Annotated in this window: 20 protein-coding genes; 6 read left to right on the top strand and 14 right to left on the bottom strand. The window is 65.0% G+C overall.

Annotated elements, in window-relative coordinates; all coding sequences use genetic code 11:
* The first annotated feature begins 30 nt into the window (after positions 1–30).
* Positions 31–363, top strand: coding sequence for a hypothetical protein (locus J4G32_RS10200; protein WP_210489862.1), 333 nt, complete (start codon positions 31–33; stop codon positions 361–363).
* Positions 364–378: 15 nt separating this feature from the next.
* Here the strand turns inward: J4G32_RS10200 and mfd are convergent, their stop codons facing one another.
* Both mfd and J4G32_RS10190 read right to left on the bottom strand, forming a co-directional pair.
* On the bottom strand, positions 379–3900 hold the full coding sequence (gene mfd, locus J4G32_RS10195; RefSeq protein ID WP_210489854.1) for a transcription-repair coupling factor: 3522 nt from the start codon (positions 3898–3900) through the stop codon (positions 379–381).
* 44 nt (positions 3901–3944) lie between these two features.
* Entirely contained in the window at positions 3945–4241 is a 297-nt protein-coding gene (locus J4G32_RS10190; RefSeq protein WP_210489840.1) for an FAD assembly factor SdhE, read from the bottom strand.
* An 83-nt stretch (positions 4242–4324) separates the two neighbouring features.
* Here J4G32_RS10190 and recG point away from each other — a divergent pair, with 83 nt between their 5' ends.
* Positions 4325–6442 carry an ATP-dependent DNA helicase RecG gene (gene recG, locus J4G32_RS10185; protein ID WP_210489829.1) on the top strand — a complete coding sequence of 706 codons (2118 nt, stop codon included), beginning with the start codon at positions 4325–4327 and terminating at the stop codon, positions 6440–6442.
* A 3-nt stretch (positions 6443–6445) separates the two neighbouring features.
* On the opposite strand, the gene glmS is transcribed toward recG, so the two are convergent.
* Positions 6446–8272, bottom strand: a complete 1827-nt coding sequence (glmS, locus tag J4G32_RS10180) for a glutamine--fructose-6-phosphate transaminase (isomerizing) (RefSeq protein WP_210489822.1) — start codon at positions 8270–8272, stop codon at positions 6446–6448.
* Between the two features lie 123 nt (positions 8273–8395).
* Positions 8396–9772: a bifunctional UDP-N-acetylglucosamine diphosphorylase/glucosamine-1-phosphate N-acetyltransferase GlmU gene (gene glmU / locus J4G32_RS10175; RefSeq protein WP_210489806.1), complete on the bottom strand. Its 1377-nt coding sequence runs from the start codon at positions 9770–9772 to the stop codon at positions 8396–8398.
* Positions 9773–10004: 232 nt separating this feature from the next.
* On the opposite strand from glmU, the gene J4G32_RS10170 reads away from it, so the two are divergent.
* Positions 10005–11525: an OpgD/OpgG family glucan biosynthesis protein gene (locus tag J4G32_RS10170; RefSeq protein WP_210489795.1), complete on the top strand. Its 1521-nt coding sequence runs from the start codon at positions 10005–10007 to the stop codon at positions 11523–11525.
* Positions 11501–13690, top strand: a complete 2190-nt coding sequence (mdoH, locus tag J4G32_RS10165; RefSeq protein ID WP_210489781.1) for a glucans biosynthesis glucosyltransferase MdoH — start codon at positions 11501–11503, stop codon at positions 13688–13690. The genes J4G32_RS10170 and mdoH overlap by 25 nt, the downstream gene beginning before the upstream one ends.
* A gap of 8 nt (positions 13691–13698) precedes the next feature.
* Here mdoH and J4G32_RS10160 read toward each other — a convergent pair whose 3' ends face one another.
* The 4 genes from J4G32_RS10160 to J4G32_RS10145 form a co-directional block, all read right to left on the bottom strand.
* Positions 13699–14628 carry a protein-L-isoaspartate O-methyltransferase family protein gene (locus J4G32_RS10160; protein WP_210489763.1) on the bottom strand — a complete coding sequence of 310 codons (930 nt, stop codon included), beginning with the start codon at positions 14626–14628 and terminating at the stop codon, positions 13699–13701.
* A 197-nt stretch (positions 14629–14825) separates the two neighbouring features.
* Positions 14826–16469 carry a Na/Pi cotransporter family protein gene (locus J4G32_RS10155; RefSeq protein WP_210489749.1) on the bottom strand — a complete coding sequence of 548 codons (1644 nt, stop codon included), beginning with the start codon at positions 16467–16469 and terminating at the stop codon, positions 14826–14828.
* 167 nt (positions 16470–16636) lie between these two features.
* Positions 16637–17272 carry a MarC family protein gene (locus tag J4G32_RS10150; RefSeq protein WP_210489744.1) on the bottom strand — a complete coding sequence of 212 codons (636 nt, stop codon included), beginning with the start codon at positions 17270–17272 and terminating at the stop codon, positions 16637–16639.
* A gap of 82 nt (positions 17273–17354) precedes the next feature.
* Positions 17355–17747 carry a DUF1622 domain-containing protein gene (locus J4G32_RS10145; protein WP_246504939.1) on the bottom strand — a complete coding sequence of 131 codons (393 nt, stop codon included), beginning with the start codon at positions 17745–17747 and terminating at the stop codon, positions 17355–17357.
* 203 nt (positions 17748–17950) lie between these two features.
* Between J4G32_RS10145 and J4G32_RS10140 the strand changes: the two genes are divergently transcribed.
* Both J4G32_RS10140 and J4G32_RS10135 read left to right on the top strand, forming a co-directional pair.
* A complete protein-coding gene (locus J4G32_RS10140) occupies positions 17951–18460 on the top strand; it encodes an L-2-amino-thiazoline-4-carboxylic acid hydrolase (protein ID WP_210489735.1) in 510 nt (169 codons plus the stop codon).
* 51 nt (positions 18461–18511) lie between these two features.
* Positions 18512–19345 (top strand): VOC family protein, encoded by an 834-nt coding sequence (locus tag J4G32_RS10135; protein ID WP_343232628.1) that lies wholly within the window; start codon positions 18512–18514, stop codon positions 19343–19345.
* A gap of 3 nt (positions 19346–19348) precedes the next feature.
* Here the strand turns inward: J4G32_RS10135 and J4G32_RS10130 are convergent, their stop codons facing one another.
* Genes J4G32_RS10130 through J4G32_RS10105 form a run of 6 tightly spaced genes read right to left on the bottom strand, consistent with a single transcriptional unit; the run spans position 19349 to position 26419 of the window.
* Entirely contained in the window at positions 19349–20812 is a 1464-nt protein-coding gene (locus J4G32_RS10130) for an NAD(P)-binding domain-containing protein (protein WP_210489730.1), read from the bottom strand.
* 29 nt (positions 20813–20841) lie between these two features.
* Positions 20842–21321: an L-2-amino-thiazoline-4-carboxylic acid hydrolase gene (locus tag J4G32_RS10125; protein WP_210489724.1), complete on the bottom strand. Its 480-nt coding sequence runs from the start codon at positions 21319–21321 to the stop codon at positions 20842–20844.
* Between the two features lie 5 nt (positions 21322–21326).
* Positions 21327–23006: an ABC transporter ATP-binding protein gene (locus J4G32_RS10120; protein WP_210489718.1), complete on the bottom strand. Its 1680-nt coding sequence runs from the start codon at positions 23004–23006 to the stop codon at positions 21327–21329.
* Positions 23003–23833, bottom strand: a complete 831-nt coding sequence (locus J4G32_RS10115) for an ABC transporter permease (protein ID WP_210489713.1) — start codon at positions 23831–23833, stop codon at positions 23003–23005. The genes J4G32_RS10120 and J4G32_RS10115 overlap by 4 nt, the downstream gene beginning before the upstream one ends.
* Before the next feature lie 8 nt (positions 23834–23841).
* A complete protein-coding gene (locus J4G32_RS10110) occupies positions 23842–24813 on the bottom strand; it encodes an ABC transporter permease (RefSeq protein ID WP_210491372.1) in 972 nt (323 codons plus the stop codon).
* Between the two features lie 4 nt (positions 24814–24817).
* Entirely contained in the window at positions 24818–26419 is a 1602-nt protein-coding gene (locus J4G32_RS10105) for an ABC transporter substrate-binding protein (protein ID WP_210489703.1), read from the bottom strand.
* Positions 26420–26516 lie beyond the last annotated feature (97 nt).

The raw sequence follows: 26516 nt of genomic DNA, 5'->3' as shown, positions 1-26516 counted from the left end.
CTTTCCCATGTTGCACTGCAGGAATTTGTCATGACCGCGTTGCCGAAAGTCCTCGTCGTCGATAGCTGCCGCAGAGCCCAGGACACCGCCTTGTCCACGGAATTGGCCGAAATGGGCTATGCCAGCGTCACCGCGCCGTTCGAGGCGGCCGACGATGTCCTGGCGATGATGGGAAGCCCTGTGGCGATCGTCCTGCAGATGTCCCGCCATGGGGATGCGGCCGAACAAACCCGGTTCCACGCACTTGCCGCGCGCCTTCGCTCGGCAGTGGCGCCCCACGGTACCCCCGTGATTGTCACCGGCGGCCCGCTCGGCGCTGCCACCAAATTGCAGGACCAGCTCTGCCGGCAGGCAGCCAGCTAGGCCGCGCCCAAAGCGCTATGCGGCCTTTTTCTCGGCGATCTGCACCAGTTCCCGCAGGATAATCCGCGCCGTCTTGAGGCGCTCCACCGGCGTGTCGATCTCGCGGATGAAGACGATCTTCATGTCGGGCCGGACCTTTGCGAAGGACGCCTGCTCCGTCACGTAGGAGACGAGGCCGGTCGGGTTGGCGAAGGAATTGTTCCGGAACGACACAATGAGCCCCTTGGGCCCGCCATCGACCTTTTCGATATTGGCGCGGCGGCACAGCACCTTGATGGCCATGATCTTGAGGAGCTGGTCGACCTCCGACGGTAACGGTCCGAAGCGGTCGATGAGTTCCGCCCCGAAGCTGTCGATCTCGGCATCGGTCTCGAGGGTCGACAGGCGACGGTAGAGGCCGAGCCGCAATTGCAGATCCTGGACATAGGTTTCCGGGATCATCACCGGCGCGCCCACAGCAATCGTCGGCGACCACTGGTCCTCGGTCGGCTCCTCGATGCCGGCCTTCAGCTGGGAGACGGCCTCTTCCAGCATCTGCTGATAGAGCTCGTAGCCCACCTCCTTGATGTGGCCCGATTGCTCGTCGCCCAGCAGGTTGCCCGCGCCGCGGATGTCGAGATCGTGCGAGGCGAGCTGGAAGCCCGCGCCGAGGGTGTCGAGGGTCTGGAGCACCTTGAGGCGGCGCTCCGCCTGCACGGTCAGCGGTTTGGTGGCCGATACCGAAAACACCGCGTAAGCCCGGGTCTTGGACCGGCCGACACGGCCACGGAGCTGATAGAGCTGCGACAGGCCGAACATGTCGGCGCGGTGGACGATCAGCGTGTTGGCGGTCGGGATGTCGAGGCCGGATTCCACGATCGTGGTCGAGAGCAGGATGTCGTATTTGCCCTCGTAGAAGGCTGTCATCACGTCCTCGAGCTGGCCCGCGGCCATCTGCCCGTGGGCCACCGCGACTTTCGCCTCCGGCACCTCGCGGTCGAGGAAGGCCTTCACCTCGGCCAGATCGTCGAGCCGCGGGACGACGTAGAAGGCCTGCCCGCCGCGATAGCGCTCGCGCAGCAGGGCCTCGCGCACGAGGAGCGGATCGAACGGCGTGATGAAGGTGCGCACCGCCAGCCGGTCGACCGGAGGTGTCGTGATGAGCGACAATTCGCGCACGCCCGTCAGAGCCAGTTGCAGGGTGCGCGGGATCGGTGTGGCCGAGAGCGTCAGCACGTGGACCTCCGCCCGCAGCTCCTTGAGGCGCTCCTTATGGCTCACGCCGAAATGCTGTTCCTCGTCGACGACGATCAGCCCGAGATCCTTGAAACCGATGGCCTTGCCGAGCAGCGCATGGGTGCCGACGACGATATCGACCGAGCCGTCCTTCAGGCCTTCCTTGACCTTCTTCATCTCGGCCGCCGGCACGAAGCGGGAGGCCTGTCCGATGGTCAGGGGCAATCCGCGGAAGCGATCCGTAAAGGTCTTGAAATGCTGGCGCGCCAGCAGCGTGGTCGGCACCACCACAGCCACCTGCTTGCCGTTCATGGCGGAAACGAAAGCCGCCCTCAGGGCGACCTCGGTCTTGCCGAAGCCGACGTCGCCGCAGACCAGCCGGTCCATCGGACGGCCGGAACCCATATCGTCGAGCACCGCCTCGATGGCGTTGAGCTGGTCCTCGGTCTCGTCATAGGGGAAGCGCGCCGCGAACTCGTCGTAGAGCCCTTCGGGCGGCGTCAGGCGGGGTGCCTCCTTGAGAATGCGGGCGGCGGCAATCTTCATGAGCGCTCCCGCCATCTCGCGGATGCGCTGCTTCATGCGGGCCTTGCGGGACTGCCATGCCCCGCCCCCGAGCTTGTCGAGCTGGACCTCGGTCTCTTCCGAGCCGTAGCGCGTCAGCAATTCGATATTCTCGACGGGCAGGAACAGCCTGTCGCCGCCGGCATAATGCAGCTCGAGACAATCGTGCGGCGCGCCCGCGGCCTCGATGGTCTTGAGACCCGCGAACCGGCCGATGCCGTGATCCACGTGGACGACCAGATCGCCCGGTGTCAGCGCCGCGACCTCAGTCAGGAAATCCTGCGGGCGCTTGGACTTGCGCTTCTGCCGCACGAGCCGGTCGCCCAGGATGTCCTGTTCGCTGATGACCGCGAGATCGCCCACCTCGAACCCTGATTCCAGGCTCCAGACGCCCACCGGCACCTCGTTGCGCGGATAGGCCATGGCCTGCGCGAATTTCGAGATCGGCTTGGTCTGCCGCAGGTCGTGATCCTGAAGCACATGCGTGAGCCGTTCGCGGGAGCCCTCCGACCAGGCCCCCAGAATGACCCGGATCTTGCGGGACTGGAGATCGCGGATATGGGCAATCGCGGCCTCGAACACGTTGGCGCTCTCGTCGGCCCGCTCCGCGATGAAATTACGCCCCCGCCGCGCATCGCAATCCACGACAATCCGACCGCTTTGCTCGGGCACGGCGAACGGGGTCAGGCGCGCCACTGTGATATCGGCGGTCCGCTTCGCCCATTCGTCCGGCGACAGGTAAAGCGCGTCCGGCGGCAGCGGCCGATAGGGCGCGACGCCGGTCTGCTTCTGGGACATGGCCTCGCGGCGGGCGTCGTAATAGTCCTTTACCTGGGCCAGCCTTTCGGCAGCCGCATCGTCCACCATGCTGTCGAACACGACAGGGATATCGGGCACATAATCGAGGATCGTATCGAGGCGGTCGTGGAACAGCGGCAGCCAGTGCTCGTGGCCCGGATAACGACGCCCCTCGCTGATGGCCTCGTAGAGCCGGTCGTCCCGCGTCGGCGCGCCAAAGGCCGCCACATAGGTCTGCCGGAAGCGCTTGATGCTCTCGGTCGTGAGCTGGACCTCGCTCATGGGCACGAGATCGAGGGAGCGCAGGGTCCCGACCGTGCGCTGGGTCTCGGGATCGAAGGAGCGGATCGATTCCAGCGCGTCGCCAAAGAAGTCGAGGCGGACCGGATTGGGCAGGCCTGCCGGAAACAGATCGATGATACCGCCGCGGACCGCATATTCGCCCGTGTCGCGCACCGTGCCGGTGCGTACGAACCCGTTGGTCTCCAGCCAGCTCACCAGCAGCACCGTGTCGACCACGTTGCCGGGCGCCGCCGAAAAGGTCTCGGCCGCGATCCGCGACCGGGGCGGGACCCGCTGGACGAGGGCGTTGACCGTCGTCGAAAGGATACGGGGCTTGTCCTCCGACGTCTTGGAGCGGGCAAGCCGCGACAGCGTCGTCATGCGCTGCGCGGTGACGGCGGTGTTGGGCGAGACGCGGTCGTAGGGCTGGCAATCCCAGGCCGGGAATTGCAACACCTCGATCTCTGGCGCCACAAACCCGAGGCCGTTGATGAAATTCTGCTGCCGCTGACCATCCCGCGACACGTGGACGAGGACCGCCGGCCCCTCGATCTTGCCGGACAGGCCGCGCGCGAGATCGGCGACGGCCAGCACATCGAACCCGTCGGGGACGCTCGACAGCGTGAGGCTCTGGCCCTTCTTGAGGGCATCCAGGGCACGGATCAGGGGAGACTTCATGTCAATCAGTCGGACCGGTCAGCGAGGGGCGTGATGCAGCGGCATCACACATGGATGGGCGAGGCGTGGTCGTGAAAGGCCTTCATGCGGCCAAACAGCGGCGTGTCGTATTCGGGAGGCACCGGCGCCTCGCCGGTGATCCAGGCCAGAAGATCGCGATCGACCGCGTCGATCAGATGCTCGAAGGCCGAGAGTTCAGCCTCGGGCAGGTCTGCGATCTCCGCATCGGCGAAGCGGCCCATGATCAGGTCCATTTCCCGCATGCCGCGATGCCAGGCCCGAAACAGGATCTGCTTGCGGCGGACATCGAGGCCGGCACTGCTGCGCGTGGTTCCGCTCATGACATGGCTCCGGGACAAGGGCGTCGCCTTCAGGCGGCATTGCGGCTATATAACCGCCCTCACTCATCTTGCCACCCGTTTGAATGTCATTGCGCCCTTTCATTCTCGATCCGCTCTTCGCGCCGGCGCATACGCTTGCGGGTGTCGGGCCCAAGATCGCCCCGCTGCTGGACCGGCTGCTGGGTGAGCCGGGCCGCCCTGCCCGCGTGGCGGACCTCTTGTTTCACCTGCCCACCAGCGGGATCGCCCGGGAATTGAGAGGCGCCATCGCCGACGCGCCGGTCGGCGAGCCGGTGACGCTCTCCGTCACCGTCGCTTCCCATCGCCCGCCCCCGCCCGGCCGCCGCGGACCCCACCGGGTCGTGGTGGAGGATGCGACCGGCGACATCACGCTGGCCTTCTTCAACGGCCACAAGGGACGCCTGGAGAAACTGCTGCCGCTGGGCGAACGCCGCTACATTTCGGGCAAGATCGAGATGTGGGAGGGCATGCGGCAGATGGTGCATCCCGACCGGGTGCTGGACGAGCGCGGACTTGCCGAGCTTCCGGCCGTCGAGGCGATCTACGGCCTGACGGAGGGCCTGTCCTCCCGCATGGTCGGGCGCTACATGAACGCGGCGCTCGCCAAGGTGCCGGTCCTGCCCGAATGGCAGGACGCGGCGTTCCTGCGCCGAAACGGCTCGCCGCCCTTCCATGAGGCGCTGGCCGCCCTCCATCGTCCCGACGACGCCAAGGCGCTGACGGAGGACGTGCTCGCCAAATCCGTTCCCCGCCGACGACTGGCCTATGATGAGCTGCTGGCCTCCCAGCTCGCTCTTGCGCTGGTCAGAAGCCGCATGCGGCGGCTTCCGGGCCGGGTCAATGCCGGCGACGGGCGTCTCGTCGCGCGGCTGCGGGACCTCCTGCCCTTCGGCCTCACCGGCGCGCAGGAACAGGCGATCGCCGATATCCGGCAGGATCTCGTGTCGGACAAGAAAATGCTGCGGCTGCTGCAGGGCGATGTGGGCTCGGGCAAGACGGTGGTGGGTCTGCTCGCTATGGCGAGCGCCATCGAGGCAGGCCGACAGGCGGCGCTGATGGCCCCGACGGAAATTCTGGCGCGCCAGCATTTCGAGCGCATCGCTCCGATGGCCCGCGAGGCCGGGCTCTCACTCGCCCTGCTCACCGGCCGGGACAAGGGCGCGGAGCGCAAGGCCGTGCTCGCAGGTCTCAGCGACGGGACAATCCAGATCGTCGTCGGCACCCACGCGCTGTTCCAGGAGGGCGTCGTGTTCCACGACCTCGGCGTCGCGGTGGTGGACGAGCAGCATCGCTTCGGCGTCCATCAGCGTCTGGCGCTCGGCGCCAAGGGCGAAGCCGTCGACATCCTCGTCATGACCGCGACGCCGATCCCGCGCACGCTGGCGCTGACCTATTTCGGCGACATGGACGTCTCGGTGCTGGACGAGAAGCCGGCGGGCCGCAAGCCGATCGCCACCAAGCTCATCTCCATCGACAGGCTGGATGAAGTCGTTGGCGGCATCGGGCGCGCCATCGCGTCAGGCGATCAGGTCTATTGGGTCTGCCCCCTCGTGGGTGAATCGGAATCCCTCGACCTCGCGGCGGCCGAGGAACGCTACGAGCAGCTGCGCATGATCTTCGGTGAGTGTGTCGGCCTGATCCACGGCAAGCTGCCCGGGCGCGACAAGGACGCCGCCATGGAGCGCTTTTCCTCTGGCGAGACGAAGATCCTCGTCTCCACGACAGTGATCGAGGTCGGCGTCGACGTGCCTCAGGCCACCATCATGGTCATCGAACACGCGGAGCGGTTCGGGCTCGCCCAGTTGCATCAGCTCCGCGGCCGGATCGGCCGGGGGGCGCGGGCCTCGACCTGTCTTCTGCTCTACAAGGGCCCGCTCGGACAGACGGCGCAGGCACGGCTCGAAATGATGCGCGAGACCGAGGACGGCTTCCGCATCGCCGAAGAGGACCTGCGCCTGCGCGGCGAGGGCGAGGTGCTGGGCACCCGCCAATCCGGCCTCCCCGGCTTCCGACTCGCCCGCCTCGAGAGCGACGCGGATCTGTTGGCCGCCGCCCGGGACGATGCCCGTCTCGTGGTGGACCGGGACGCCGATCTGACGAGCGAGCGCGGGCAGGCGCTTCGGGTGCTTCTCTATCTCTTCGAGCGGGACGCTGCGATCCGCCTGCTGCGGGCGGGGTAACGGCTACTCCACCGTCACGGATTTCGCGAGGTTGCGCGGCTGGTCCACGTCCTTCCCCATGAAAACCGCCGTGTGGTAAGCGAGAAGCTGGATCGGGATCGAATGGACGATGGGGGCGACGACCGGATGGGCTGAGGGCATGACGATGGTCGCCATGGTTTCCAGGTCGGTCTCCATTGCGCCGGCCTCGTCGGTGATCAGGATGATGCGGCCGCCACGGGCGGCGACCTCCTGCATGTTCGACACGGTCTTCTCGAACACGGCATCATGCGGTGCGATCACGATCACCGGCATCGTCTCGTCGATCAGCGCGATCGGCCCGTGCTTGAGTTCGCCCGCCGCATAACCCTCGGCGTGGATGTAGGAGATTTCCTTGAGTTTCAGCGCTCCTTCGAGCGCGAGCGGATACGAGGTGCCGCGGCCGAGATAGAGCACGTCCTTGGCCTTGGACAATTCCCGCGCCAGCATCTCGAGCTGGTGCTCGCGCTTGATCGCCTCGCTCATCAGGCCGGGCACGCCGATCAGGGCATCGACCAGTTCTTTTTCCGCCTCCGCCGACAAGGTGCCCCGCGCCCGTCCGGCCGCGATGGCAAGACAGAGCAGAACCGTGAGCTGGCAGGTGAAGGCCTTGGTGGACGCAACCCCGATCTCGACACCTGCCAGGGTCGAGGCCACGACGTCGCTCTCGCGCGCCATCGTGGAGGTGGGCACGTTGACCACGCAGATCGTGTGCTGCTGCTCGGCGCTGGCATAGCGCAGGGAGGCGAGCGTGTCGGCGGTCTCGCCGGATTGCGACACGAACAGCGCGAGACTTCCGGGGTCGAGGGGCGCCTCGCGGTAGCGGAATTCCGACGCCACATCGATCTCGACGGGGATGCGCGCCAGCTTTTCGAACCAGTATTTGGACACCAGACCGGCGAGATAAGCGGTCCCACAGGCCGAGATCGAAATGCGCTTGAGATCCTTGAAGTCGAACGGCAATTCGAAAGGTAATTCAACACGTCCGGCCGTGAAGTTCACGTAATGGGCGAGCGTGCGACCAACGACTTCCGGCTGCTCGTGGATCTCCTTCACCATGAAATGCCGGTGGTTGCCCTTGTCGGCCAGGAACGACCCGGTGACGATCTTGTGCCGTGTCCGGTGGACCATGTGGCCGTCCGCATCGCGGATGTCGACGCCCTTGCGATTGAGGATCGCCCAGTCGCCGTCGTCAAGATAGGCGACCTCGTCGGTAAACGGCGCGAGCGCCAAGGCATCCGAGCCGAGATAATTCTCCCCGTGACCGTAACCGATCGCCAGCGGCGCCCCGTGCCGGGCACCGATCATCAGATCGTCTTCGCCGGCGAAGATGAAGCCCAACGCAAACGCGCCCCGCAGACGCGGCAGGGTCACGGCCACGGCCTCGATGGGGCCGCGGCCCTGATGCATCTCATAGGTGACGAGTTGCGCCACGACCTCGGTATCGGTTTCGGTCTGGAACCGGATGCCCTTGGCTTCCAGGCCTGTCTTCAGCTCGCGGAAATTCTCGATGATGCCGTTATGGACGACGGCGAGCTTGTCGGTGGCGTGGGGATGAGCGTTGGTCTCGTTGGGCTTGCCGTGGGTCGCCCAGCGGGTATGGCCGATTCCGATCATGCCCGGCAGGGGCGAGGCGGCGAGTTTGGCCTCCAGATTGCGTAACTTGCCCTCAGCCCGACGCCGGTCGAGGACACCGTCCTCCAGCGTGGCGACGCCCGCCGAATCGTAGCCCCGATATTCGAGACGCTTGAGGGCCTCGACGATCTGCTCGGCCACCTGCTGGTTCCCGATAATTCCTACGATTCCACACATGGGTCGGAGCGTCTTTCTGGCGCACGTCTCGCCGATTAAGCTTATCGCGGTGCCGCAGCGGGCACCAAGTCATCTCGCATCAACTTGCGTGACGGATTGTGACAGAGGTTCGAGGGACCGGAATCATTTCTTTTTCGCCGCCAGGGCGGCCTCGCGAAACGCCGTCGCCCAGCCGGCCTTCGTGACCTGCCGGCCCCGGCCCAGCGCCAGCGCGCCGTCCGGCACGTCCTCTGTCACCACCGAGCCAGAGCCAACAAAGGCACCGGCGCCGATCCGGATTGGCGCGACAAGGGAGACGTTCGAGCCGACGAAAGCGCCCTGCCCGATCTCCGTGCGGTACTTCGAAAACCCGTCATAGTTGCAGGTGATGGCCCCGGCGCCGATATTCGCGCCAGCGCCGATGCCGGCATCGCCCACATAGGTCAGATGATTGACCTTCGCGCCCTCGCCCACGACCGCATTCTTGATCTCGACGAAATTGCCGACCTTGGCCTTCACGCCGATCTCGGCGCCGGGCCGAAGCCGGGCAAACGGCCCGATCGCGGCCTGGGCGGCGATGTGCGCCCCCTCGAGATGGCTGAAACTATGAATGACCGCGCCCGTGTCGACGGTGACGCCGGGGCCGAACACCACATGCGGCTCGACCAGGACATCCCCGCCCAGGCGCGTGTCGTGACTGAAGAAGACGGTCTCGGGCGCGACCAGCGTCACCCCGGACACCATTGCGGCTTTGCGCAACCGGCCCTGGATCATCCGCTCCGCATCCGCGAGCTGGGCCCGATCATTGACGCCGTGAACTTCCTCTTCCGGCACGACCACGACTGCCGCGCGGTGGCCCTGCTGGCGCGCGATCGCCACCGCGTCGGTGAGATAGTATTCGCCCTTGGCGTTGGCATTGCCGATCTTGTCGAGGATGGCGAGCGCCACATCGCCGCGCAGGGCCATCAGGCCTCCGTTGCACAGGGTGATCTCCCGCTCGGCCTCGCTCGCATCCTTGTGCTCGCGGATGTCGACCAGTTCGTCGTCCTCCAGAATCAGCCGCCCGTAGCCGGTGGGATCGCGCGCCTCGAACCCGAGGGACACCACCGCCGCGCCGCGCGCCAAGGGTTCGCGCAACTGGGCGAGGGTCACGGTGCTGACGAGGGGCGTATCCGCATAGACGATGATGACGTCATTTTCCTCGCGCTGGAGGGCGTCGCGCGCCATGAGGACCGCGTGGCCGGTCCCAAGACGCTCCCGCTGCACGAAAATCTCGGCTCCGTCCGCGTGGCGAGTGGCCTCTGCCGCCACCATCTCGCTGTCAGGCCCGACGACGACCGCCACCGCAGTCGCTCCGGCATCCTGCACCGCTGCCAGCACGTGGCCGAGCATCGACCGATTGGCGATCTCGTGAAGAACCTTCGAGCGGCCGGAGCGCATCCGGGTGCCCTCTCCGGCGGCCAGAACGATCGCCAGGCAGCTGCGTGCAGTCTCTTGGGGGGAAGCGCTTGCGTTCGTCATCAGGTGTCGGTCCAACGATGCTTTGACAGGGAGCTACCTTACAAACGGGCTCCCCTGCAACGTCTTGCCCACAAATTGCCAGGATCACTCACCAACTCGTTTACTTCGCGCCCGTGATTGCTGATATGTACGGCCATCAATCAATGGGCTGAATGGCCTCCGTTCGGACAAGAGTATCATCGTGCCGGTATTGCCTAGGGGTCCGTCCCCTTTCCATCCTCGCCGGCGCGACATGCTGGCCTATCTTGGCGCGACCGTCGCGGGAGCAGCTTACGCGTCGAGCGCCCGGGCTCAAACGCCGCCCGCGATCATCCAGACCACCCTCGGCGAGGGCCAACGCTTCGATTCGGCGATTGTCATGAACCTCGCGCGCCAGATTTCGCGCAAACCGTTCGTTCCCGTCCCCAACGACCTGCCGGATGCGTTTTCGAAACTGGATTACGATCAGTACGTGGCGATCAAATCCCAACGTCCGCCGATCTGGGGCGCGGATGGCCGCGGAATCGCCTTCGAGCCCCTCCATCGCGGCTTTGTGTTCGCCAACGCCATCGATCTGTTCATCGTCGAGGACGGCATCGTGCGGCGCGTGTCCTATGACCCGACGCAATTCGATTACGGCAAGATCAACCTCCCGAACAATCTCGGCGACGTGGGTTATTCGGGCTTCCGCCTGATCTCCACCGCCGGCGACGGCAAGCCGTTCGACTTCGCGATCATCCAGGGCGCAACCTTCTTTCGCGCCATCGCGCGGGGCCAGAATTTCGGTGCCATCGCCCGTGCGCTGACCCTCAAACCTGCCGACCCGAAGGGCGAGGAGTTCCCGATCTTCCGCGCCTTCTGGCTGGAGCGGCCGCCGGTCGGCAGCACCAGCATCACCATCCATGGCGTGATCGATTCCGAATCGACCAGCGGCGCAATCCGCATGACGTTCCGCCCCGGCGACATGACCATCGTGGACGTGGAAACCACGCTCTTCCCGCGGGTCAATCTGGAGCACGTGGGCCTCGGCGGGATCGGATCGACGTACTTTCACGGGCCCAATGACCGCTCGAACGCTGACGATATCCGTCCGGCCGTCTACGAATCGACAGGGCTCCAGATGCTCAACGGCAAGGGCGAATGGCTCTGGCGGCCGCTGCAAAATCCCGACACGCTGCAGATTTCCGCCTTTGTCGACCAATCGCCGAAGGGCTTCGGCCTGCTCCAGCGCGACCGCGCCTTCGAGACGTTCCAGGATGACGACCAACGGTTCGAGCGCCGTCCGAGCCTGTGGATCGAGCCGCTGGGCGATTGGGACCTGGGGAGCGTGCAGCTCCTCGAGATCCCGACCGATGCGGAAATCAACGACAACATCCTGACCTATTGGCGGCCGAAAGCGCCCATGGCGGCCGGCAGCGAAGTGCCCTTCGCCTATCGGCAATACTGGTGCTGGACGCCGCCGGAGCGCCCGCCGCTCGCCACCGTCGTCAGCACCCGCATCGGGCGGGGCACCAGCGGCCGCAAGCGTCGATTCGCCGTTGAATTCTCCGGCGACGCCCTCGGCGAGGCCCCGGCCCAGGACCTCAGGTCGGTCTTGACGGTGGGGCCGGGCGTCTTCCAGAATCTCAAGCTGTGGTCCTACCCCGAGCGAAAGGCTGTCCGCGTCGTATTCGAGCTTGACCCGGGCAATGAAAACGCGTGTGAAATGCGCTTGATCCTCGAAGCTGGCGGAAAACCGATTAGCGAGACATGGCTTTATCGTTGGACACCCTGAGTCCCGAACCTGGTCCGACCGCCTCGCGGTCCGAGCCCGTCATGCCCCCTGAGTGCCGTCTGGAGATGCCCACGCAATCTCTGCGGCGCTGGTCCGCATCGCAGGAGCGCAAACCCGTTGTCGATCGCTCGAAGGCGCGGACGCAGCTCGCGCGCCTGTTCGTGTTCGGCGGCGGGCTGCTGCTCACCGCCTTTGGCACCTACGAGATGTACCAGGTGGTGTCGATCAGCCGCACCACTGTCCTCCAGTGGGTCCTGGTCGCACTCTTCACGGTCAATTTCTCCTGGATCGCGGTAGCCTTCACCAGCGCGGTGCTCGGCTTCGTGACGCTGCTCACGACACGACGGGCCCCCATGGGGATGCCGGCGAGCCTGTCCCATCGCACTGCCGTGGTCATGCCCGTCTATAACGAGCAGACGTCACGGACCTACGCGGCCCTCGAGGCGATCTATGAATCCGTCGAGGCAACTGGCCTCGGCGCGAATTTCGACTATTTCATCCTGTCCGACACCACCGATCCGGATGCCTGGATCGCGGAAGAGCGCGCCTTCCTCGCCCTGCGCGACAGACTGGGGCCGGACGCGCGGTTCTATTATCGGCACCGGGAAAAGAACCACCACCGCAAGGCCGGCAACATCGCGGATTTCGTCAAGCGCTGGGGCGGGCATTACGAGCACACGCTGGTGCTCGATGCCGACAGCCTGATGACCGGCGACTGCATCGTGCGCCTGGCCGGCGCCATGGAAGCCGATCCCGATGCGGGGATCATCCAGTCGCTGCCGTTGATCATCAACCGCAACACCCTTTTTGCCCGCCTGCAGCAATTCGCTGCCCGGGTCACCGGACCCGTGATCGCCACCGGATTGTCGGTCTGGATGGGCCGGGACGGCAATTACTGGGGCCACAATGCCATCATCCGCACCGAGGCATTTGCCGCCCAGGGCGGCCTGCCTGATCTGAAGGGCAAGCCTCCGCTCGGCGGCCACATCCTCAGCCACGACTTCGTCGAGGCGGCCCTCCTCCGGCGCGCCGGCTGGGACGTCTACATGCTGGCGGATCTCGGCGGTTCCTTCGAGGAGAGCCCGCCCTCGCTGATCGACCTCTCGGCCCGCGACCGGCGCTGGTGCCAGGGCAATCTGCAGCATACGCGCGTGATCGGCGCGAAGGGGCTGAAATGGCCGACCCGACAGCATTTCGCGACCGGGATCATGTCCTATCTCGCCTCGCCGTTCTGGCTCTTCCAGTTGATCGTCGGTATCGCGCTCGTCCTTCAGACAACCTACATCCGGCCTGAATATTTCGCCCGTGACTTCCGCCTCTACCCTGTCTGGCCGCGGTTCGATCCCGAACGCGCGTTGATGCTGTTTGCCATCACCATGGGGATCCTGCTCGCGCCCAAGATCTTCGGCCTCATCCTGATGCTGGTGCGAGGGAACGACCGCCGCGCCTCGGGCGGGGCCATCAGGCTCGTGATCTCGGCCATTCTCGAAATGATCCTGTCGGCGCTGCTCGCCCCGATCCTGATGCTTATCCAGTCGGGCTCGGTGTTCCAGATTCTGCTCGGCCGCGACACCGGCTGGCAGCCGCAACGACGCGATGACGGCTCCATTCCGTTCAAGGACATCGTCCGGCGCCACCGGTCGCACACGGTCCTGGGCGCCCTTGCGGGAATTTCGGCCTTTCTCATCGCCACCTCGCTGTTCCTCTGGATGTCCCCGACCATCCTCGGCCTTTTGCTGGCCATTCCCCTGTCTTGGCTCAGCGGGCAGCTCGGGGCGGGTCTCGCCCTGAAGCGGCTCGGTCTGCTGATGACGCCGGAGGAGCATACCCCTCCGCCGATCGCCACCCGCGCCAATGCCCTGCAGCTGCGCAACGCGACGTTCGATTTCGACGACAAGGACGGCCTGGCAGCGCTCTATGCGGATGCAGGCCTGCGCGCCCGGCATGCGGAAATGCTGCCGCCCGCGACACCCCGTCGTCGCGGCGAGATCGAGACGGAGCGGGCGCTTGCCGAGGCCAAGCTCAGCGACGCGGAGAGCATCGAGGACGCGCTTGTCTGGCTCAAACCCAAGGAGCGCATGGTGGTCATGCGGGATTCAGCCCTGCTCGAGCGGCTGGTCCAGCTCAAGCAGGCCGCGCCTGAGCTGGCAAGGGCCGCCGAATAGCAGCGGGATCAGGACCGGATAGGCGGCCCACTCGGGTTCGCGGACGGGGCGGCATCGTAGCTCAGGGCCCAGTCGGGCCCCACATACCAACAGCGTCCGACCGGAGCTGGCGTCTTCCAGATAAGACTGCCGACGAATTCAATGCCGCCCTTCTGAAAGGCCGCCGTGAGGGCCGTGGCCGCGCTGCGCTCGGCGAGAGAGCCTTCCGCGCACACGAAGGACGCCGGCCCGAGCCACCCCGCCGCATAGCCGTTGTCTTCCCGCGAGATCCGCAACCCTGCCCCATAGAGCGTATGAGATCCTCCCGTGGGGGTCCGGTTCGGCCGGGGCACGCCGAGAGGGAAAATCAATCGACCGCCCGACTTCAGAGTCTCGATCCAGCATTCTGCGGGAGCCATGGCGGCGAAGTTGACATAGACGACGTCCACCGGTTCACGCGGCCACACCGCACCATCGCCCTCGACCAGGGTGACATTCCGGGCGGTGGCGAGATTGCGCCTTGCGCGGTGGGCCAGGTCGGCATCGCATTCAACGGCCAGCACGTGCCCCGCATCTCCTACGAGATGGGCGAGGATCGCCGTGTAGTAGCCGGTTCCAGCGCCGATATGAGCAACCCGATCCCCGCGCTGAACGCCTGCCGCGTGCAGCCATCTGGCATGAAGCGATGGCGAGCCGTTATTGACGCCGCGATCCGCGCGAAGCCCGATATTGATGTCCTGATAGACGGCCGCCGGATCGCGCGAAGCAAGCTCCTGGTAACCGAGGCGGGAAATGAACTGCCAGGGCGCCTCCCCCACAAACATCTCCCGCGGAACGCTGGCAAATGCATCTTCAAGGCCAGGGTCATGGACGATGCCCCCGACAGCCAGCATCTGGCGAGCAAAGGCGCGACGAACGATCCGCAGCTCGTCCTCGTCGAACTTGCCGTCATCCAGCATAACCGTTCTCCTTGGGACCGGTGACTGCGCCCGTAGCTGCGCCTCAAGGTCCGGCATTCCCGCGGCGTTCAGCCGAGGCGTTGGCCATCTGCGCGCCTCAGCATCTCTCGGCGCATCAGCGCCGCGAGATGGAAGCGCCTGAGCGCGGACCATTGTCGACTGGAAAGCTCCGAGAGAGGCTGACCGGTGGATCGACTTTACGAGGTGAGCCGGCTGGGCTTGAGATCGCCGCTCTGCTCCAGCAGGGAATGGGCCGTGGATGCAATATGCGCTTCGATCCGCTTGAGGTCACGCACGATGTCGAGCTGCAACGCCCCCGTGTCGCCAACCGATTTGCCCGACCGCAACTGCTCGAAATGGCGCTGGGTGATGGTGCGCTCGAACTCGCGGAAACGCTCCTTCTCCTCGACCAGCCGGCGGGCCGAGCCGATGTCCTGGAACATCAGCACGGAGGCCGCCAGATGCAGGTGCTCCAGCAGTTTGGCGTGCATCTGGTCGATATCGGCCAGACTGTCCTTGGGCAGGCGCAGGTGATTCTTGATGCGCTTGGCCGCCAGCTCCATGAGGTTCTTGTCGATGATGTCGCCGGCATGTTCGAGATTGATGGCGAAGGCCAGGATGTCGGACAGGCGCTTGGCTTCCTCGTCGTTGAGGGCCTCGTGGTTGATGGAACTGAGATAGCGACGCACGGCGCTGTAGAGGCGGTCGACCACGTCGTCGGTCCGGCTGATCGCCTCGACCTCCTTCATGTCCCCGTCGTGAAAAAGGTCCTGCGACCCCCTCAGCATCGTCTCGACGATATCGCCCATGCGCAGGACCTCGCGCGCCGCATTCGACAGGGCGACCGAGGGTGTATCGAGCGCATCGTTGTCCAGATATTGCGGAACGCCGGGATCGGACGAGCGGACCTTGTCGGGAAAGGTCCGCAGCAGCAGCCGGGCGATCCACGGCAGCGGCAGGATGAAGGCCGCGGCCAGCACCACGTTGAACAGCGTATGGAAATTCGCCGCCAACCGAGACGGTGTCGGATCGAACATCGTCAGATAGCCCAGAATGGGATTGATCAGCGGCAGCGCCACGATGACGCCGACGAGCCGTATCGCGAGATTGCCGATCGGCACGCGCAGCTTCACGGGATCGCCGCCGGACGCCTCCAGCAGAGGGTTGAGCGCGGTGCCCAGATTGGCCCCCAGCACCATGGCCATGGCCGAATGGGCATCGATGACGCCCGCCGAGGCCAGCGACATGATGAACAGCAGCGCCGCGACGCTCGAATGGGCAGCCCAGGCGAGAAGCGTCGCCAGCAGGACGAGGATCAGCGGATCGGGCGCGATGACGGCCAGAACGCTCTTCAGCACGACCGACGATTCGATCGGACGGATCGTCTCCGACAGCAGGTGCAGCGAAAGCAGCATCAACCCGAGGCCGATGGCCACCCGTCCGAGATCGCGCAGCCGGCTCGACGAGCCCCGGCGATAGGCAACATAGCCGACGAAAATCAGCATCGGGAAAATCAGGGTGATGTCGAAGGAGAGCACCTGGACGATCAGCGTCGTCCCGACATTCGCCCCGAGCATCACCGCAAGCGCCGGCACGAGGTCGACGGCTCCCCCAGCCGTGAAGGACGACACCATCAACGCGGTGGCTGTACTGCTCTGGAGCACGGTCGTCACACCGAGGCCGGCGAGAAATGCCCGCATGCGCGTGCGCAGCCCGACGCCGAGGATCCACCTCAGATCGCTGCCGAAAGCCCGCTGGACCCCGCTATTGACCATGTTGATGCCCCAGAGAAGCAGGGCGATCTCACCGAACAGGTGAATCAGGACGGCAGTCGCGGACATTCATTCCTCAGGGTTGTGGTCAGGTGCCAAACCTTCTGCTTAATCCTGTCGGACCCATCCGGCAATCAGGTTGCCGGCTAATCATGCCCTCGCGATGATAAATCCGCTGAAAATCTCATGGGATACGCGGATAACACCCGCGGCCCTCTCCGTTTGACGGGGCGTTCTCAGATCGGCGGCAGCTTCAACCACTCGGCGACCGCCGAGAGGATCAGGTTCACCGACAAGGCGGCGAGGATCACACCCATGACCCGGCGCATGACATTGGTGCCGCCGCGCCCGATCGCCTTGAAGATGATGTCGCCCATGAGAAAGATGGTCAGAAGGAGGCCCAGCACCACCGCCAGGACACCAAAAGTCGCCACTTGCTCGGAGAGCGTGAAACGGTTGTTGTCGGTCAGCAGGATGATCGCCAGCATGCTGCCCGGCCCCGCGATGATGGGGGTTGCGAGCGGATAGATGGCAACGCCAAGCGCCGACTCAGGCGCTTCCTCGGCGGCTTTGGTCGCCGCGAGCGGCTGGCCCAGCACCATCGAGATCGAGAACAGCAGAAGGATGATGCCGCCCGCGATCTGGAACGACATCAGTGAAATTCCCATCGCACTCAACACGTGTTGTCCGATGAAGCCGAAGAAGAGCAGAACCGCGTAGGAGAACAGGACGGCGAGGATCGCGGCTCGGCGGCGTTCCTGCGATGACAGGTCTGCGGTCGCCCCCAGGAAGAGCGGCAGATGGCTGATCGGGTCGAGCATCGCCCACAGCGTGAAGAACTGGTTCAGGAGCAGTTTCTGATCTTCCAGCATCGGCAACTCGCGATCGGTAGGAGGCCCGGGAACTCATCGACGATGTGCGACTGTCAGAAAACATATTTTCCGGCGAGAGCGACTAGGAGGCTTTTTCGCGCGACTGCCCATCCTGCCGCTGCCATGGCCAGCGCCCGTCGATTTCCACTTCGAGGGAGAAGCTGAGGAAGGTCCGGATGAGGATGATGCCAGCCAGAATGGCGAGACTCTGGAGGGTCGGCTCGATGGCGACCGTGTTGATGATATCGGCCGCCACCAGAAACTCGAGCCCCAGCAGAATCGCCCGTCCCACGCTCGACCGATAGCCCGAATACGCCTCGGTGCCGGGCGCACCGACCACCAGACGACGCAGATAGCCGATGGTTCCGGCCATCAACCCGATGACGATGATGGCGATCCCGCCGATTTCGATCAGGCGCGTTGTCATCCGCAGGGCTGAGGTAAACCACTCGTCCATCGTCATCCCATCGGCCATTCGCAGGTTGATCAAAGCACAGGCGGCTTCTTGACGAAATACCCGCCAGGCTCACGCGGTGACGTTGGTGGTAGCACAGGCGTACGGCGTTGACCGCGCCAATTCGGGCAACCAACTGCGTTTCGGTGAAAGAGAATTGGTCCCATGGTGTCGACCGCGTTAGAATGCCGATCATGCAAAAGCCTCTCACCGACGGACCGCCGATGACCACACCGCCTGATCAGGTTGCAACCCTTCAGCGCGAGCTGGAGGATGCGTTTCAGAACCGCGCCCACCTCTATCGCCTAATGCTCGACGAACTCGAAAGCGCGTACGGCCATGATGAGGCCGTTGCGCTGATGTCCCGGGCGCTGGAACGACGCGGCCGCGAAGTGGCCGCAGCACTCTTCAAGGATACCCCGGCCGAACCGGAGGCGGTCGGCCGTCGTTTTCTGTCGGTGAGTCCGGACGGGGGCCGCATGTATCCGCACGAGGCCAGCGTCAGCGCGGACGCGATGGACATCCGTGTCCATCGCTGTCCACTGAAGGACGCCTGGCGGGCATCCGATTTGCCAAGCGAGCGCGTCGCCACGCTCTGCAGCCTTGCAGGCGCGTTCGACAAAGGCCTGTTCGAGGCGGCGGGCCTGCAGTTCTCGAACCAGACCTGGAGCGAAGAGCGGGGCGGCGGATGCTGCTGGATCAGGCTCGAACGTGCTGAGAGCCATACGCCATAAAACCGCCAATACGCCTTGAGCCTTGTCCCTCTCAACACCGGACCATCCATCGTGACGCATCCCATTCTCGATCACGTCGTCGTCAACGTCATGGGCAACCTCGATGGCGCCCTGCAGCAATATCGCCGGCTCGGGTTCCAGCTCAGCGAACGCGGACATCACACGCTGGGTTCGAGCAATCACCTCGCCATCTTCGGCGAGAACTACCTCGAATTGCTGGGCTTCGAGCCCGGCCGCCAGACCCAACGGGCCGATCTCTGGACGCATCCGGTCGGCCTCACCGGCCTCGTGTTCAAGACATCCGATGCGCTGCGCCTGCATGGCGACCTGGACACGCAAGGGCTTGCCGTCGACAACCCGTCCGATTTCTCCCGTCCCGTGCGGCTCGCCGATGGGCTTCACGACGCGGCCTTCCGGGTCGTTCGCCTCGGGTCCTCGCTCGTGCCGAACGGGCGCGTCTTCTTCTGCCAGCATTTCACGCCGGACCTCGTCTGGCGGGACGAATGGCGGCAGCATCAAAACGGTGTGGTCGATATCGTGGAATTTGTCATCGCGGCGTCGGACCCACAGAAAACCGGCGATCTCTACCGGACGATTTTCGGCTCGCAGGCCCTGACCGACATCAAAGGCGGCGTCGCGATGAAGGCCGGCCGCGCGACCGTGCTGTTTCTGACGCCGCAGGATGCTGAGAGCCGCTTCCCCGGCGCGGTGCCCACCAGCACCGACGGGTCCGACCGCATGGTCGCACTGACCTTCAAGGCCCGATCGGTCGGCAGCGTTGCCGACCTGCTGGCCAAGAACGCTGTGCCACACACCCGTGACGCCGACCGGGTCGTGGTGCCGCACGACGCGGCTGGCGGCGTCGCTTTGGCGTTCGTGGAATAGCTCTTACGGCTGCACGAAGAACGGCGTGTCCTGCAATTCGGGCTCGTCGAAAGCTTCGAGGTCGCGGCGGACCACGTCGATGTCCTCGCGGAAGAGGCTCTTGGTGATGGCGACGGCCACGCGTTCGGCCGCAACGTTGACGCCGGGGATGTCGCTGGCGATGGCGCCGTGGCTCAGGGCTGCGCCGTGGTTCAAGAGATGGATGCGCGACAGATCCGGGCATGTCCCAGTCTCGCGCTCCAGAAGTTCGAAACCATCGCCCAGATACGGAAAGTCACCCAGGCCCGGCCGCCTCAGGTCCTCTGGCGGCTCGTAGCGATCGCGCCATCGGGCCACAAACGGCGCCAGCCCGGCAATTTCCGGAATTGCTGCGGCATCCACCTGAAAGCCCGTCCCGACAATGAGGAAGTCGTGGCGGCGGGGCGTTTCCTCGCCCCGGATTGTCACCGCGGCCTGCGCGTCCTGCCGAAAGGCGCGTGTCACCGGCTTGCCGAGATGGATGTGGAAGTTCGGCTGCCTCAATGCCCGCCGCACCGTCTCGTGCGGCGGAGGCGCCTGCACGTCGTTCAAATAGACGGACAGCCCCCATTTGTCGGAATCCGCAAGGGCGGCCCAGCCATGAAAATAGCCGGGGGTTGCGGAGCCCCGTCCCTTGTTGATCTGTGGCAGGCTCTCCCGGCGCACATACATGTCCACCCGTCCGGCGCCCTTCTCGAGCGCCGTCGCTGCGTTGTCCCAGGCCGATGCGCCACCGCCGACGATGCCGATGCTGCGTCCCCGCAACTGATTGAAATCGACAAAGTCGTTGGTGTGGGCAGCCAGATCCGGCCAGAGGGTCGCATCGATGAAGTCCGGGATCTTGTCGCCACCTGCGCCGCCGCGCCCGGTCGCGAGCAGCACACGGCGGGCAAAGACCACGCTGTCGCCCGCGGCTGACCCAATCTCGACCCGCAGAAATCCGCCCACCGGCTTGATCGCGTGAACCGCCGTGTCGTGTTCGACAGGGAGCTTCAGCACCCGCTGGAGAAAGGACAGGTAATCCACCCAGTCGCCATTGTCGATCTTGTACAGATCGTGCCACGCTTCCACGCCGAACGAGGCCTCATACCATGCCCGAAAGCTCAAGGATGGAATGCCGAGGGCCGGCCCGGGCAATGTCTTGGGAGAGCGCAGCGTATCCATCCGCGCAAAGGTGCGCCATGGGCCTTCGCGGCCTGCCGATGCCCGCTCGAGAATGCGGATGTGACGAACGCCCTTGAACAACAGGGCGGCGGCGGCGGCGATGCCGTTCATCCCTGCGCCCACCACGACAACGTCGGTGGCGGGTCTCCCGTCAGGGCCATCCTTCCGCGCGGGCCAGTTCGCCGCCGGAAGGTTGAGAACCTCGAGATCGCGCGCGATCCGGCGCTCGAGGTCGTCAGTCGAACGCTGGGTGGCACGCACGATGCTGTTGAGAAGATGGTCCACGTCGGGTCCAGTTCAGGCTTGGGGTCGCGTCAGGTCTGGGCATCCGCCTCGTAGCGGTAGCGGAAGTCGCAATGGCTTGCGCCTTCCATGATGGTTTGGGTCCGCGTCATCTTCAGCTTTGGATCATACCCCTCGCAGAAGGAGCCGTCGCGGTTGCATGACAGCAGACCGCCGATCTCTCCCATTCCCATCGCCTTGTACATCTCGGCATAACGACAGCGGGTCACGTTGAAGTCGAAATGCGTCGCGTCCCGATGCAGGGGCTCGATCTCGAGCGCGTTTTCGGCGGTCCAGTTGGACTGGATGTCGACAAAACTCTGGAGACTGGTGCCGCCCTCGGCCTGCGCGGCAAACTGCGCCGCCTGTGCGATCGAGGATCGCCGCACGGATTCGGACACCACGCGGCGCGCTTCCTCCTTGCCATGGCGCTCCACGAGCGTGGTGTAGACCTCTTTCAGCAGCTCGGCCTCGATCCGCCGGCGTTCGATGATGGGAAGGGACGACGTCATGCGCGCTATCTCCTTGAGATGTTGATGGGGTCGGGGACGGGGGCCGCCGCGGCGCCGTGACCAGTCAGGACGTCCGGCGACACCGGGGGAATCCAGTCGCGCCCGGGAACGGACGCGAGAAGCGCTCTGGTATAAGGATGGCGCGGAGCGGTGAACACGTCTGCGGTCAATCCCTCCTCGACGACCGCGCCATCCTTCATGACGGCGATCCGATCGCAAATCTGGGCTGCCACCCGCAGGTCGTGGGTGATGAAGATCATCGAGAGGCCGAGGCGGCTGCGCAGATCAGCCAGCAGACGCAGCACCTGCGCCTGGACCGACACGTCGAGCGCGGAAACGGGCTCGTCCGCCACCAGCACTTCGGGATTGAGCGCAAGCGCGCGCGCGAGACCGATCCGCTGGCGCTGGCCGCCGGAGAATTCGTGCGGGAAGCGCTCGGTCGAATCGGGATCGAGCCCGACAAGGGCGAACAGCTCCTTCACGCGGGCCTGCGCCAGCGCCCGTGATTCCCCATGGATGATCGGCCCCTGGGCCACGAGTTCGCCGGCCCGTCGGCGTGGGTTGAGGGACGCGAAAGGGTCCTGGTAGACCATTTGAATGCGTTGCGTCGCGGCGCGCATGTCCTTGCGCGACAGGGTCGCCAGATCCGTGTCGCCAAGCCAGATCGATCCTTTGTCCGGATCGAGAAGGCGCACCATGCAGCGCGCCAGGGTCGACTTGCCGGAACCGCTCTCGCCCACGATCCCGAGGGTCCCTCCGCGCGGTAGCGACAGCGTGACGTCGTTCACCGCGTGGGTCACACGGCGGCTGCGCGCCAGAAGCCCGCCCTTGCGATAGGTCTTCGAGACGTGTTCGATGCGCAGGATGATATCGCTGCCGGTCTGCTGTGCCGGCGGCGGAAGCAGGGGTGGCACGGCCGCGATCAGGGCCCGCGTATAGGAGTGCTGCGGATGATTCAGAACGTCGTCTGCGAGACCCTCCTCGACGAGCCGTCCCTTCTGCATCACCGCGACCCGGTCGGCGATCTCGGCCACCACGCCGAAATCGTGGGTGATGAAGAGGACCGCCGTTCCCTTGCGCTGCTGAAGCTCGCGGATCAGCTTGAGGATTTGCGCCTGCGTCGTCACATCGAGCGCCGTGGTCGGCTCATCGGCAATCAGAAGGCGGGGCTCGAGCGCCAGCGCCATGGCGATCATCGCCCTCTGCCGCTGCCCGCCGGACAACTCGTGCGGATAGGCCCGGCGCGCGGCTTCCGGATCGGGAATATGGACGTCGCGCAACAGGTCGAGCACGCGATCGCGGATGATTCCAGCGCCCAGATCCGTGTGCGTCTCGAACATCTCGGCGATCTGGTCGCCGATGGTCAAAAGTGGATTGAGCGCCGTCATCGGTTCCTGAAAAATCATGCCGATGCGCGCGCCGCGGATCTTTTGCAGAGCCTCGTCGCTGAAGGCGAGCAGGTTCTCGCCCTCGAGCACGACCTTGCCGGCCGTGGCATACACGTCGTCGGGCAGCAGGCCGAGAATCGCGCCGGCCATCATCGACTTGCCCGAGCCGCTCTCGCCCACGACGCACAGAATCTCGTTGGGGCGGAGCGCCAGCGAGACGTCTTCGAGCGCGAAGGAACGATCCGCGCCCGGCGGCAGCGAGACCGTCAGGCCTTCGAGGGAAAGGATCGCGCTCATCGCCGCTTCAGCCTTGGGTTCAGCGCATCGTTCAGCCCCTGCCCGACCAGCGAGACGGCCAGAACCGTGAGCAGGATCACCACGCCGGGGATCGCCGACACATACCACTGGGTGCGCAGAACGGAACGCCCCGTTCCGATGAGATTGCCCCAAGACGGCACGTTCGGATCCGAGAGATTGAGGAAGGCGAGCGCGCTTTCGAGCAGAATGGCCGTCGCCATGATGACGCTCGCATAAACGATGACCGGCGGCAGGGCGTTGGGCAGGATCTCGCGGAAAATGATCTGCACATCCCGCATGCCCAATGTGCGTGAGGCCTGGACGAACTCGCGGCTGCGCAGGGAAAGGAATTCCGCGCGGGTGAGGCGCGCGGAGGCAGGCCAGGACACCAGGCCGATGGCGATCGTCACGGTCTTGATGTCGGAGCCGAACACGGCAACGAGAACGAGGAGCAGGAGGAAATTCGGCAGGGTCTGGAACGCCTCGGTAATGCGCATCAGCACGTCGTCGACGAGACCGCCATAATAGCCGGCAAGCGCTCCCAGCGCGATCCCGATGGAGATCGACAACGCCGTGGCGATCACGCCGATCAGCAGCGACACGCGCGCGCCATGGAAGATCTGCGCCGCGATATCCCGGCCCGTCGTGTCAGTGCCGAGCCAGAACCGCGGATTGGCGAAGGGCCATTGCAGGGGTCTGCCGGCAAGGCTCAGCGGGTCCTTGGGGTACAGGAAAGGCGCGGCAAACGCCATTGCCACGACGACCAGAAGGAGGAGAAGGCCGACGATGGCCGCCGGACTTTTCGCAAGCCGTCCAAGGGTTTCCATGACCGGCCTCAGGTGACGATGCGCGGATCGAGGCGCGCATAGAGGAGATCGACGATGAAGTTGACGGCAATCACCAACAGCGCTGACACGAACACGATCCCGAGTAGAGTATTGAGGTCGCGCTGCACGACGGATTCGTAGGCAAGACGCCCCAGTCCCGGCAGCGCGAAGACGCTCTCGACGACGATGGAGCCCCCGAGCATGGTGCCGGCCTGCAGCCCGACCAGCGTCACCATCGGCAACAGAGCGTTGCGCATCACGTGCCGCCGCACCACGCGACCGGGACTCAGGCCCTTTGCCCGGGCGGTGCGCACGAAGTCCAGGTTGAGCACTTCCAGCATCGAGGCGCGCATGATCCGGAGATAGGTGGCGAGGAAGATCAGCGCGAGGGTCAGGGTCGGAAGGAGAAGATGCCACCCGATATCGACGAGGCGGCGCAGTCCCGAATGACCCGCGCCGATTTCCTCGAGGCCACCAGCCGGCAGCCAGCCGAGATTGACCGCGAAGATGACGATCCCCATCAGGCCGAACCAGAACGACGGCGTGGCGTAGAAGATCAACCCCAGGGTCGAGATCAAGGTATCGGGCCACCGGTTGACCTTGCGCGCGGCCACGACCCCAAGCGCCATGCCACCCGCGAACGCGAAACTGAGGGCCGATCCCATCAGCAGGAGCGTGGCCGGCAGACGCTCAAGGATCACCGTTGACACCGGCTTGCCATAGATCGCCGAATATCCCAGATCGAGTTGGAGAAGCCGCCACACATACCGTCCAAGCTGCACGGGCACCGATACATCGAGGCCGTAGAACCGCCTCAGTTCCTCGATCATCACCGCATCGCCGCCGCCCATCTGGGCGACGAGCGCGTCGACCGTGTCGCCGGGGGCGAGTTGCAACAGCAGGAAAAGGCCAGCCAGCACCACGAAGAGCGTGGGCAGGCTGGCCGCCAGACGGCGCAGGGCGAGATAAAGAACGCGCATCACGTTAGGATGACGCGATCCAGGTGTCGTGCCAATCGCTGGAATCCCAACGCGGGACGTTGTGATGGTTCTGCACCTGCTTGTTCGTGGCCGCGAAGAACTGGCGCTCGGTGATCATCCAGACCGGGATCTCCTCGTTGACCACCGAAACCCAATCCGCATAGAGCGCCTTGCGCTTGACCGGGTCGATTTCGCTCGCGGCCTGGTCGATGAGCTGATCGACCTTGTCGGATTGCCAACCGAACTGGTTCGTCCACGGCGAGCCTTTGGGCGAGCCGGACCGGTACCAGACCGTCGTGGAGACGGCCGGATCGCCGCGATATTGGTGCCAGCCTGTCGCAAGGTCGAAATTCCAGTCGCGATAGACGGTCGTGAGGGCGCCGGCGACGTCGAGCTGGACGATCTCCACCTTGATGCCGATCTCACCCAGGGACTGTTGGATGAAGGTGGCGAGCAGCGGGACATCCTCGCCGTTCATGATGGGAACGAGCTTGAGCGAGAAGCGGGTGCCGTCAGGCCCGGGCTTGTAGCCTGCCTCATCGAGCAGCGCCTGGGCCTTCTTCTTGTCGAATGGATAGGGCGGCTTGCCGGCGGGATAGAACGCGGGCGACGACGACGGGATCGGACCGGTCGCGGGCTTGGCCTGACCGTAGAGAAAGTTTTCGATGAAGAAGTCCACGTCAACCGCGTGGGCGATGGCGCGACGGACGCGGACATCCGACAGCTCCTTGCGACGGGTGTTGAACTCCAGCGTGTTGTTGAAGGCGTTGGCCTCGATGCCGCGGGTCGACACCTCGAAGCGCTTGTCGCTCTTGAGACGGTCGAGATCGGACAGTGACAGGCCGTTATAGGAGCTGAGCTGGATCTGCCCCGTCTCGAGGGCAGCCGCGACCGCCGACTTGTCGGTGATGACCCGCCAGACGATCCGCTCGAGATACGGGAAATCCTTGCGCCAATAGGTCGGGTTGCGCTCGGCAATGATGAACTGGCCGCGCTCGTATTGCACGAACTTGAAGGGCCCGGTGCCGATCGGCGCGGTATTGGCCGGGTTCTCGAGAATGTTCGTTCCCTCGAACACGTGACGGGGGGCGATGTAGCCGAGATCGCACAGCGCCCGCAGCAGAAGATTGAGCGGCATCGGACGCGCGTAGCGGAACACCGCCGTGTGGGCGTCCGGCGTGTCGACCGCTTCGAGAAACTGCTGGAGCTGCGTGCCGTAGTTGAGATGCTTCTTCCACATCTCCATGGCGGTGTACTGGACGTCGGCAGAGGTGAACGGCTTGCCGTCGTGCCAGCTGACACCCTCGCGCAGCTTGAACGTTACGGTCTTGCCGTCGGGCGCGGCATCCCAGCTCACGGCCAAGACCGGCGCCGGATTGCCGCTGGCGTCGAGGTCGACGAGCGCCTCCATGATCTTGCTGGTGATAAGATACACGCCGGTGGAGGCGCGCAAAGCCGGGTTCAGGATACGCTGCTCAGACCCAAGATGCGCCGTGAGCACGCCACCGCGCTTGGGCGTCGCCTGCGCGAAGGCGCCGCGAGGAAGAAACGCGCTCGCCGCAAAGGCGGTTGCGGACAGCAAAGCGTGACGGCGGGTGAGGCGCATCTGACAAATATCCTTCTTCTCGATAGGTCAGCAGAGCTTACGAATTGGTTCGCCGGAGTCAACGAGAATGTTCTTTTTACAGAACCCGACGGCAACG

Source organism: Microvirga antarctica (assembly GCF_017921815.1).
Classification (GTDB): Bacteria; Pseudomonadota; Alphaproteobacteria; order Rhizobiales; family Beijerinckiaceae; genus Microvirga; species Microvirga antarctica.
Note: the sequence above shows the minus strand (reverse complement) of the source record. Positions and strands in the feature narration are given on the sequence as shown.